Annotated in this window: 7 protein-coding genes and 4 pseudogenes; 8 read left to right on the forward strand and 3 right to left on the reverse strand. The window is 63.5% G+C overall.

The window, feature by feature from the left end; genetic code table 11:
• The first annotated feature begins 218 nt into the window (after window positions 1–218).
• Together ACZ6CZ_RS36910 and ACZ6CZ_RS36915 are read left to right on the forward strand one after the other, a co-directional pair.
• A pseudogene (locus tag ACZ6CZ_RS36910) lies at window positions 219–1,271 on the forward strand (IS630 family transposase).
• Between the two features lie 64 nt (window positions 1,272–1,335).
• Window positions 1,336–1,698 carry a hypothetical protein gene (locus tag ACZ6CZ_RS36915; protein WP_469030312.1) on the forward strand — a complete coding sequence of 121 codons (363 nt, stop codon included), beginning with the start codon at window positions 1,336–1,338 and terminating at the stop codon, window positions 1,696–1,698.
• 97 nt (window positions 1,699–1,795) lie between these two features.
• On the opposite strand, the gene ACZ6CZ_RS36920 is transcribed toward ACZ6CZ_RS36915, so the two are convergent.
• Both ACZ6CZ_RS36920 and ACZ6CZ_RS36925 read right to left on the reverse strand, forming a co-directional pair.
• A complete protein-coding gene (locus tag ACZ6CZ_RS36920) occupies window positions 1,796–2,443 on the reverse strand; it encodes a hypothetical protein (RefSeq protein ID WP_469030315.1) in 648 nt (215 codons plus the stop codon).
• A gap of 254 nt (window positions 2,444–2,697) precedes the next feature.
• The gene (locus ACZ6CZ_RS36925) at window positions 2,698–3,324 is read right to left on the reverse strand and encodes a hypothetical protein (RefSeq protein ID WP_469030318.1); all 627 of its coding nucleotides are present in this window, start codon (window positions 3,322–3,324) and stop codon (window positions 2,698–2,700) included.
• A gap of 629 nt (window positions 3,325–3,953) precedes the next feature.
• On the opposite strand from ACZ6CZ_RS36925, the gene ACZ6CZ_RS36930 reads away from it, so the two are divergent.
• From ACZ6CZ_RS36930 to ACZ6CZ_RS36945, 4 genes and pseudogenes are all read left to right on the forward strand, one after another.
• Window positions 3,954–4,757: a trypsin-like serine protease gene (locus ACZ6CZ_RS36930; protein ID WP_469030321.1), complete on the forward strand. Its 804-nt coding sequence runs from the start codon at window positions 3,954–3,956 to the stop codon at window positions 4,755–4,757.
• Between the two features lie 390 nt (window positions 4,758–5,147).
• Window positions 5,148–5,486, forward strand: coding sequence for an ANTAR domain-containing protein (locus ACZ6CZ_RS36935; protein ID WP_469030324.1), 339 nt, complete (start codon window positions 5,148–5,150; stop codon window positions 5,484–5,486).
• Window positions 5,487–5,609: 123 nt separating this feature from the next.
• Window positions 5,610–6,175: pseudogene (locus ACZ6CZ_RS36940) on the forward strand (transposase); the annotation flags it as partial.
• A gap of 128 nt (window positions 6,176–6,303) precedes the next feature.
• A pseudogene (locus tag ACZ6CZ_RS36945) lies at window positions 6,304–7,680 on the forward strand (IS1380 family transposase).
• A 294-nt stretch (window positions 7,681–7,974) separates the two neighbouring features.
• Here ACZ6CZ_RS36945 and ACZ6CZ_RS36950 read toward each other — a convergent pair.
• On the reverse strand, window positions 7,975–8,550 hold the full coding sequence (locus ACZ6CZ_RS36950; protein WP_469030326.1) for a hypothetical protein: 576 nt from the start codon (window positions 8,548–8,550) through the stop codon (window positions 7,975–7,977).
• A 567-nt stretch (window positions 8,551–9,117) separates the two neighbouring features.
• Here ACZ6CZ_RS36950 and ACZ6CZ_RS36955 point away from each other — a divergent pair.
• Together ACZ6CZ_RS36955 and ACZ6CZ_RS36960 are read left to right on the forward strand one after the other, a co-directional pair.
• A pseudogene (locus ACZ6CZ_RS36955) lies at window positions 9,118–9,218 on the forward strand (IS5/IS1182 family transposase); the annotation flags it as partial.
• Window positions 9,219–9,322: 104 nt separating this feature from the next.
• Entirely contained in the window at window positions 9,323–10,420 is a 1,098-nt protein-coding gene (locus ACZ6CZ_RS36960; RefSeq protein ID WP_469030329.1) for a replicative DNA helicase, read from the forward strand.
• Window positions 10,421–11,036 lie beyond the last annotated feature (616 nt).

Raw genomic sequence — 11,036 nt, forward strand, 5'->3', positions numbered from 1 at the left:
GACGATCACTTCACGAAACGCGTTCCCCACCACATGACCATGATCGACGATTGAGAACTCGACGCCTCACCGCCTACCGTGCACGAGCTCGTAAGGGCTGTCCCGCAACCACAGTTGCGGGACAGCCCTTAGGTTACGTTGTACGCAACTGAACTTGATTGAGTGATGTCGGTGCCGTTCGCCTGACAGCTGGCCGTGAGTACCGATAGCCGTTGGGTGTGAGGTATGCGCAGGGCGGCGGGCTGACCGACGCCGAGAGGACCGCACGGGAGCGGTTACGGCTCCAGGCCGTGGAGCGTTTCGAGGGCAGGCAGAAGAATGCGGAGATTGCCGCTGCCCTGCGGATCAGCGTGCGGTCGGTCGAGCGGTGGCGCCGGGCCTGGCGCGAGGGCGGCGAGGCGGGAGTCCTGTCGAAGGGGTCGCCGGGAAGACCTCGCCCAGATCGCCAGGCTGGAGCGGGAGTTGAATCGTGGTCCACTGGCTCACGGCTGGGCGGACCAGCGGTGGACCCTGGCACGGATCAAGACGCTGATTGGCCGGCTCTTCCACGTCTCCTACACGGTCGAGGGCACCTGGCGGCTGCTGAAGCGCCATGGCTGGAGCTGGCAGCAGCCCACCAGGCGCGCGATCGAGCGCGATGACGACGCGGTCGAGGTGTGGAAGAAGGAGACCTGGCCGCGGGTAAGAGCACCGCGGCGGAGCGCGGGGCCTGGATCGTTTTCGAGGACGAGGCCGGGCAGTCGATGATTCCGCCGCGCGCCAGGACCTGGGGCCGGATCGGCCAGACCCCGGTCGTGAGGGTGAGCGGCCGGGGCTCGGGGCGCGTGTCGATGGCGGGTATGGCCTGCTACAAGCCGGGCCAGCGGTCCCGGCTGATCTACGCGATCCGCGAGTACCGGGGCCGCAAGGACGAGCCGAAGGGCTTTGGCTGGCGCGACTTCCGCGACCTCATCGTCCGCGCTCGCATCCAGCTCGGCGGACCGATCGTGCTGGTTTGGGACAACGTCCGCCTGCACCTGACGGTCAGCATGCGCGAGTTCATCGACGCGAACGCCGAGTGGCTCACCGTGTTCCAGCTGCCCACCTATGCCCCGGACCTCAACCCGACCGAGGGCGTCTGGTCGCTGGTCAAGCGTGACATCGGCAACCTCGCCGCGGCCGACCTCGGCCAGATCACCCGCGCGGTGAAGCGCAAACTGAAGATGCTGCAGTACCGACCGGAGGCCATCGACGGCTGCCTCGCCGGAACCGACCTGGCCCTGGAGCTGTGAGCGTCGGGTCGACGGACCCGAAATTGGGCGAAGCCCAAAGCTGCTGGTCAGCTACGGTGGCGGCATGACTGGCAGCCTGCCCGAGGACGTAGCCGACGTGCTTGACCTCATCCTGAACCCGGACGAGCCTATTCACGTCGTCCTCCGACGGCAGGTGCCCCAACTCAGGGTGCAATCCCGCTGCGAGTGCGGTTGCGGCACTGCCTACTTCGACCTTGACGCCGACGCGGTGGAGCCCGCGCCAACGGGCCCCGGCACCGTCGTGGCTGCCGACGTGCAGCTGTTCACCGAAACCGGCGAGTGCCATGGCGAGGTCCTGGTCTTCGCGCAAGGCGGCTACCTCTCATGGCTGGAGGTCTGCTCTTGGAGCTATGACGTCGAGGTGAGTCTCGCCGCGGCGCGGCGCTGGCTACAGCCATCGTCCTGAACCCGGGCCGGTAACAGCCGGCGGTCTCGGACCCTGACGCCGTCACCACGTGCCGACCGACATCACGAGTTCAAGTTCAGAAGCCACATCAGAGATTCTAGATAGGCACAGGAATCACTGCTTTCCCCGCCTTCGCCAAGGCATCGCGAATGGCCACTTGATGTTGACTGTAAACCTCGGGAGAGAAGTCCAGAACGGCAACTCCCTGATACAACTCTACGGCGTCGGCTGGTAGTGGGGAGAAGAGCATGTCGGTGACCGTGCAGGGTGCATGTAAGGCAAAATAGAAGGAGCCGCTATAGACGCTAATCGCCCCACTATTAGACTCTTTGGCGTTGCTGATCTGGAAGGCCCCACCATTTTCGACCATGCAATTATTTCGCCAATACCGCAAGACTTGCGCGGCCTCCGTATTCTCAAGAGAAGATAACAGGTGCGTCAAGGGGGTGACCTGGGGGAAGTGCAGCGCGAAAACTTGCTGTACGGCCTGACTCAGCGTGAAAGTTGGCCCCGTAGGATCATACCGCGAAAAAGCGAAGGCTGGACTCGCCCACCCGACATCTTCAGCCGAATTCAAGAATATGGAAAACCAATCCAGCGTATCGGTGTAGATGTTGCAGGCTTTGTCGGCCGATAGTTGAGCAAAGAGCAGCGAGTCAACGATATTTCGTTGGGTAACACTGTCTATACCAGTGAAAACGGTCAGCGACTTACCGACGACAGCCGCCTGCTGCGTAGCGGCCATATGCGCCTCCGAAGTCCAAGTCCTGCCCGCAGGCGCGCGGGCATTTTGCGAGTCGACACGGCTACGGCACCATGCCCCGGCAAACGTCCGCCCCCCGCTTCGTAGGTGGCTTTCCTGCCCAGGCGTCTATCGCGGGCCGGTGTCTCCCTTTCGGAAACACCGGCTACACGTACCCCATCGAGGAGAGATTCTCAACATTCCCCTACGCCCGCAGTGCGAGCACTATGGATCGAGGTGATCCTGCAGACTGCGATTCACAAAATCACGCAGTTGGACATGCGCTGTCGTGTCACTGGAGGCGGTGATGCTGCTGCTGCTTTTAGTCGATTCTCAAGCATTTGATCAGTGCAGGCCACAGTCGCGTTGAGCTCGCCGGTGTCTTTAGGGATCTTGGACCCGGCAGCGAATGCCCGCTGCGAGGAACCGACACTGTAGAGGCCGACTATCATCCCGTCTTCCGCGAGCAAGGCAGCCCCAGAATCCCCATTCGCTCCCACGTCGCCGCGGAGCTCGATCATATTGGCGAGACTGACTATCTGGGTCGTACTTGGGTCGGTGTGCACAGCCGAAGCCATGAATACCCATTTATCCGTGTCACCGACTACCGCCTGACGAACCTGCCCAGTTTCCGCGCCAACCCATCGGACAGTTTCTCCCTCGACGGGGTCCCTGAATCGAAGTGGGATATCGCCATCGTAGAGGCCGTATATGTGCGAAGAGAGAACGTCTTCGCTAGTCGGTGCGAAGTAAGCAAAATCGAATGCAGCGTCAATGGCCTGTCCGCTATCAACGGCGGCACCATACGCTTTTGCCGTTTCATAGTACTGCAGAGGAGAAGCGCCACTCACTTTCCCTATGTTGTCCGCCTCCCCTTTCGTCATATCGGGTTGATAGACTGGCTCGTTAAGCCATGGAAGGACGTGGGAGTTAGTTATGCCCACTACTTGTCCGTTCCATACGATAGCGGCTCCTAGTGTTCCCACGTAACGATCGTGGCATTGTATCTGGTAACCGCCCTGGACGGGACGGATTCGACCGTCAAGCGGCATGTTCGCTCCTGTCTTACGCTGGCGAGCTTATATATGCTTAGTGGGCAGAAGTGCGAAGTTCCACACTCAGTCCGCGATATCTCCGGGCCGGCCGCACCCGGACTCACCGTGCCGAAGCCGACCGGGCCCGCGGGCGCCTCTGAAGCCGCCGTCCCGGGCCGGTGGCAGGGGCAGTGCTGCGGGTGGCGGGCGCCGTCGCCAATGCCGCTATCGCCATGACCGCCGAAGCACACCGAGCCGGTTGCTGACGGAACCCTGCCTCACCCAGAGACGAATCAGCCGGCACTGACTAAACACCTTCCCCAGCGAGGGGTGAGGTGCTGTGCCTTCAAGCGCTGTTTGTGCCGACCCGCGATGAGGGGCGCAAACCTTTTGGAGTACAGTTCGCCTCCGTCGTGTCACAGGGGAGGGCGCGACCGCCCCTACTGCCCACTTACCTCAGTGACGAGTACAACCGCGCCGTGTTTGTGGCCATGAATGGGATGAATGAAATGCCAAACAATGAACGCAAGCGCCCCGTGCCTGGCGGGTTTCGCATTTGGGCCGACGGTGCAACACTTACGGGAACGTTCGGTGCAGCAATATCGGGTTGGGGTTTGGAAGGCAACATGAGAGTGGGGATCACTAACGCCCACGTGCTACAGAATGTTGGCCGCACAGTATATCAACCAGCGCCCAGTGGTGGACCGGCACCCTCCGCGGATGCGATCGGGCAGGTGGGCGGCCTTTCCACGCCCCCCGTTAGATTCGGTACCTCCAATCCTGAGGGCTACTTCAATAGCGAAGAACCAACAGACTTCACCTACGATTTCGGCTGGTTTGAGGTCGGCGACAACGAGGATATATCTAATCAAATTTATGGAATTAAGACCACTGAGGATCCACTGAAGTTCGCAAGTCCCAAGGTTGGCCAGACCGTCAAATGGATGGGAGCTACGACTGGCGTAGTTCAGACCAGCAAGATACTGGATATCGACTACTGGATACTGGACAAGAGGGAAGACGGTAAGTATTATTCGTTCGCTGGCATGATCGCAATGACCGGGAATTCAAACCCTGGCGACTCTGGGGCAGCCTTAGTTGATGACGCCGGTAACATTGTTGGCGTCCTATGTTGGCAATTAGTTAAGAGTGGCATCCTGATTGGCTCAAAAATCCCATGGGGGGCACCTGATGTGAACGCGCTTGCGTATCCATCTCAAGAGCAACTCAAGACTAGGCTGCAGCAATTGCAGAAAAAACCTGACTCTTGTGTTATTCTCTGATGACTGGGGAAAGCTGTGCCGTAAGGCGGACACGGGCGTTGTAGGGGCCTTGGGCTCGCAATGTTGATATTGCATCATTTCCCGTTCGCCGCCATTGGGCTGAACTGGAGTGCGGCTAAGCAGCATGAGGCGCGGGTCCAGCGAAAGCGCAGGCCCCGTGCGCCCGTAGCGCACCAGTCGGCGTGTCGCGGTCGTTATTAGCAGACCTCGCCAATGGTCTAAGGATCAGCCAATGCGCAGCCCAAATTGCGGTATCGCCAATCTCATCAGAAGGTGACGGTATCAGGCCTACTGTGACTGCGACTGCCATGGCCCCTTGTCATTTCACATTGACCACTAGCGGGACCCTGGGGCTAACGTCGACGGGTAGGCGCGGGTAAGGGAGCGAACGTGACGGCCCAGCGCCCCGAACAGGATGCGGCCCGCCCGAACGGGCTGGAACACGATGGGGCCGATATGGAGCTTCAGCGGCTGCGCGAGGAGAACGCACAACTGCACCAAGCGCTGGAATCGAGGGCGGTGATCGACCAGGCCCGCGGCATGATCATGGCAGTGGGCCCATGCACGCCGGCACAAGCATGGGAAGTACTGGTGGCCGTCTCCCAACACAACAACGTCAAGCTGCGTACGGTCGCCGAGCAGCTGGTGGCCACGACCGCCGGCCGCCCCCTGTCTCCGCCCATACGCCGGGCCCTGGACCAGGTCCTGCGCGCCCGCCGCCCCGTGTGACAAGCTCAGATGGTCAGGGGCGCGTGCTCCACCACCTCACGCTTGCTCACCCCGCGCTCGTCTTGGACCAGCGCTACCAGCTCATCAAGCACCGGCAGCACCCGCATCAGCGTAGGAGCCTCGTTGGTTCCCTGTCCTGCCGCACTCGACCTGCCGCACGCCCTGGTCGAGTGGGTAACCATGCTCATCGACACCCGTGAGGATGACCGCCGCTGCAAGCTCCCGCCTCACCAGCGTGCTCTTCTGGTCGGCCTGGTCTACCTTCGCCGGCACGACACGCTCGCGCAAATCGCCGCCGGTTTCGGCATATCCGTCGACACTGCCCATGCCTACGTCACCGCCGTCGTCGGCCATCTCTCCCGCCGGGCGCCCGGGCTGCTGCGGGTCCTGCGGGAGACGGATCCCGATCACGTCCTGCTGGACGGAATGCTCGCCGAGTGCGACCGGGTGGGTGACCGAGTTCTCCCCAAAAGCACCGCTGCCATGGCGTGAACGTGCAGGTCGTTGCGGACCCTGGGGGCAAGCTGCTGTGGATCTCGCCCGCACTTCCCGGCCGCACCCACGACCTGACCGCGGCCCGCACCCACCGCATCATCCGGATCTGCGAACGCCAGGGCGTGCCCGTCCTCGCCGACCGCGCCTACATCGGGGCCGGCTGCTGGGTGACCACGCCGATCAGACGTCTTCCGCACTAGCCTCGCGCTTTCACGAGGTGAGCTGTCCAGGAGTTGATCAGAAACGCGAAAAGTGCCCTTGACCTGCAACGATGGGACTTGCTGAGGGTCCTGTTGGCTGCAAGGAAAAGAGCACTTTCCAGGTGAGAGAGCCTATCTCGTCGTACCCGCGTGTCCGTGTCGAGGGAGACGGTCGGCGGGTGGTCTCACAGGCCGGTGCGGTCCTGCTGCTGGAGACGGTCCGCAAGATCGGCCTTGACCAGGGGATATCCACAGCCCTGGCACCCTGGCGCAAGCCGCAGGCCGTCCACGATCCTGGGAAGATCCTTCTGGACCTTGCTCTGGCGGTCGCGCTGGGCGGGGACTGCCTCGCGGACGTCGCGATGCTGAGGTGTGAGCCGGCTGTCTTCGGGCCGGTCGCTTCCGACCCGACGGTCTCCCGCCTGATCGACGCCCTCGCCGGCTCCGACGAGGAAGCCCTGCAGGCCATCCGGTCCGCACGGGCCGAAGTCCGCAGCCGGGTCTGGTCGTTGGCGGGCAAGAACGCCCCGGACGCTGATGGAGGGGTCACGGTCGACATCGACGGCGTCCTCGTGATCGCGCACTCCGACAAGGAGGATGCGGCCGCGACCTGGAAGAAGACCTACGGCCATCACCCCGTGACGGCCTTCGTCGACCACGGCCCGGGCGGAACCGGAGAACCGGTCGCCGCCCTCCTACGACCAGGTAACGCGGGCTCGAACACGGCCGCCGACCACATCACCACCGCCCAACGGGCCCTGGCTAAACTGCCGAAGAAGTACCGGCGAGGACGGCGGACGTTGATCCGCACGGACTCTGCCGGCGGCACCCACGACTTCGTGTCCTGGCTCGCGAAGCGAGGCCGATGGCTGTCCTACTCGGTCGGCATGGTGATCACCGAGGCGATCCACCAGCACGTGCTGAAGATCCCCGGCCCGGCATGGACGCCGGCCGTCGAGGCCGACGGCCAGGTCCGCGACGGAGCCTGGGTCGCCGAGCTCACGGGCAAGCTGCTGGACGGCTGGCCCAGCGGCATGCGGCTGATCGTCCGCAAGGAACGACCCCACCCCGGCGCCCAGTTGAGAATCACGGACGCGGACGGCATGCGGATCACCTGCTTCGCCACCAATACGACCGGTCGGCCGATCGCCGAGCTTGAGCTGCGTCACCGTCTGCGGGCCCGGGCGGAGGACCGGATCCGGGCCGCCCGGTCCACCGGCCTGCGCAACCTGCCCCTCCACCACACTGCGCAGAACAAGGTCTGGCTGGAGATCGCCCAGATCGCACTCGACCTGCTGGCCTGGATGCCCGTGCTCGCTCTGACCGGCAAAGCCCGACTCTGGGAACCCCGTCGCCTGCGGCTCCGCCTGTTCTCCACGGCCGGATAGCTCGTCACTACCGGCCGGCGCCGCATCCTCCGCCTCGCCCAGCACTGGCCCTGGGCCCGTGACATCACCGACGCCCTCGAACGGCTCGCACTCCTGCCGAACCCCGGATGACCAGCAGACTCACCTGTCCCTGCGAGAAGTGGATCCAGCCCGGAGCAGCGGAACCCGGCGTCCACCCGAGACGACACCCGGGCCCTCAGCCTGCCCGCCCTCCACCACCGACAACGAAATGGGCCGCCGACTTCGTCGACGGCCCATCACGAAAATTCGAGGCTAAAGGGGCTCCGAGAGCCGGGGTGGTCGCCTTGCCAAAGGAGGACCGGGCGGAGCAGCCCGCCTGCCAAGGCGGGGTTTTGCAACATGGGATAGAGATCAGCTCTATGAGCTGGAGCCCAGGGCCGGGGCCTAGGTCATCGCTTGCAGAATTTCCTTTGCGGCTTGGTTGAAAGGCTTGCCTTCGTCTGCGATTTTTCGCTTCAGGTCTTTCACATACTGCGCACGCTTCGCCCCGGGCGGGTGGGCGCCATTGGAGCCTACTGTGAAGATATAAGTATTTGCCCAATTGTCGATGGCGTTCATGACTTGGGACCAACTGCCCCCCGTCGAATTTACTATTGCCCAGGATCCGCCCAGATCGGCGATTACCTCAGTGGGTGGACCACTAATACCCTCCAAGCCAATCTGTTTGAGGACAGCCGCACCGAAGACATGTCCTAGCTCGTGAGCTACGACGAATCGCGCCGCATCCAGATCGCAAAAGGTTAGGACTCCTGCGAATATTTCGACGCCGACTTCGTTATCCCCGATTGGGAAAATTCCTGCATCTACACCGGAGTTCGCTTCATCAACGAACATCACTGGATTCATGTGCAGTCCCGAGGCGGTTTTAAAGTCAGCGGCATTGCCGCCATAGTAGAGCTTGACCACCCCGGCGTAAATTGCATTTAGTGCGTCTTCGACTTGCTGCTCCGAGACTGGCATGGTTACCTCTCTTGTTCGAGTGTAAGCCAATTATCTTGTAGATGCTGAGCCGTCATGTACAACAGTTGATCCAGGAGGGGTGTCGACCGACCCGTCCGCCTCTAGGAAACGGACCGATACCGCATTCTCGGCGTCACTCAATAGTTCTTCAAGTGTAGACATGGGTAATTCCTAGCCATGGGTGATTCCTGACTAAGGAGGGACATGCGTCGTACTAACACTGGTCTACGCGGCGCCGAGTTCGGTCTGCCGCTGGTGGACGTCTCGCTGACATCTCAGGCTGAGCGATCCGGCCTCTACCACTCAGTGGGCAAACGACGCTGTGCGCGTATGGGGCCGTAAGGGCTACCCGGGTTACACGGCCGCATGCTTCGACGTGTTGCGGGAGGTCGTCGAGGAGCTGGAAGTAGCGGCCGTAGCGTCCGGCGTGGGGATGGGGGTGAGGCGAGTGCGAAGCGAGGAATCCTGGGGCGCCCATGCACTGCAGAGCTACCTCGACAGCGGGATAAACGTCGACGCTAACAACGGCTAACACAATGAGGTGGATCGGTCTGTCCAGAGCGGTAGTTGAGTGTTCCACTCGGTGTGGGGACATCACCGTGGATCGTGTCAGATGAGCTGTGGGACCGCCTTGAACCGCTGCTGCCCAGCGCGAGAGACGCTTCCGGTGTGTTGTGGTTCCTGGTTGGGCCGCTGGTAGCGTGTCGGCAGCGTTCGTGGCGTTCCCTCCGCGCCGCCTGCGGCGGGGCGCCACGCATGCTGCCGACACGCCCTGGCCAAGGCAGGCGGCGCCGCCTACCTGCACGAGCTGGTGCAGAGCGCGGACACCCCCGCCAACGGCCCGTACCACGCACAGATCGTGAAGGAGAAAGCCGTACTGCGCCGTCTCGGGGAGGCGGGCGTAGCCATCACGGAGGCCGCCTACGCCGGACAGGGCGACAGCGACGAGCTGGTCGCCGCGGCGGCGTCCAAGATCGCCACCGTGGTGGAAGGCGCGCGCCAGGACGACGACTTCGTACTGCCCGCCGACACCCTCGAGGCGACCCTGGACGCCATCGACCAGGCCAAGCACGGCAAACACCTCACCGGACTGTCCACCGGGTTCATCGACCTCGACAATCTCACCAGCGGACTCCAGCCCGGCCAGATGATCGTCGTCGCGGGCCGCCCCGGCATGGGCAAATCCACCCTGGCCATGGACATGGCCCGCGCCTGCGCCATCAAGCAGGACACCCCCGCCGCATTCATCTCCCTGGAAATGGGCGTGGACGAACGCAACATGCGCCTGCTGTCCGCAGAGGCCCGGGTCGCCCTGCACCACCTGCGCTGCGGAACCACCACCGAAGAAGACTGGCAGCGCATCGCCCGTCGCCTGCCCGCCATCCAGGCCGCGCCGCTGTACATCAACGAGTCCGCCAACACCCTCGGCGCCATCCAGGCCAAGCTGCGCCGCCTCAAGGCCCGCGAGCCCAGGCTCGGCCTGGTGGTCATCGACCACATGCAGCTGATCACCCTCGGAGGCCGGCGCCCCGAGTCACGCGAACGGGAAGTCGCGGAGATCAGCACCTCCCTCAAGCGCCTCGCCAGGGAACTCCAGCTGCCGATCATCACCCTCGCCCAGCTCAACCGCGGTCCCGAGAACCGCACAGAGAAGCGGCCCACCAAAGCCGATCTGCGCGAGTCCGGAGCCATCGAGCAGGACGCCGACATGGTGATCCTGCTGTACCGGGACGACGCCTACACCCCCGAGTCCGCGCACGCCGGCGAGGCCGAACTGATCATCGACAAGCACTGCAACGGGCCGACCGCCACCATCACTGTCGCCAGCCAGTTGCACTACAGCCGCTTCGTGGACATGGCACAGACCTGAACGGCTCACCTCCGCTCGCGCGGAGGACGGACCGCAGGGACCGGAAGGACCGGCCGGGGCAGGCTCACCTCCGCTCGCGCGGAGAGGACTTGAACCGGGTGATTCGAGCGGCGGCAGGGGCCGGCTCACCTCCGCTCGCGCGGAGAGGCCGGCTGCCCCCTTCGCTGCCCCGACGGCTGCTCCGGCTCACCTCCGCTCGCGCGGAGAGGACATTCGTTTCCAAGGCGCAGAGAAGTGGCGCTCCGGCTCACCTCCGCTCGCGCGGAGAGGACGGACCAGGGGCCCGTCATCTGGCTCCAGACCTCGTCCTCTCCGCGAGAGCGGAGGTGAGACGCCCTTGGGCAGGCCTGCCGACTCCATCACCTGGTCCTCTCCGCGAGAGCGGAGGTGAGCCGGCGACGGCCGGCGTTCCGTGGCGCCAGTGCATGTCCTCTCCGCGAGAGCGGAGGTGAGCCGCTGCACCCGGTCGACGGCAAGTCCGCCGACGTGTCCTCTCCGCGAGAGCGGAGGTGAGTAACAACGGCTAACACAAAGAGGTGGATCGCTGCTGATTGCCGTGTCCAGGGCAGGAGTTGAGCGTTCGCCCCGTCGTGGGGACGTCACCGTGGATCGTGTC

It is taken from the genome of Streptomyces sp. NPDC041135 (genome assembly GCF_055592085.1).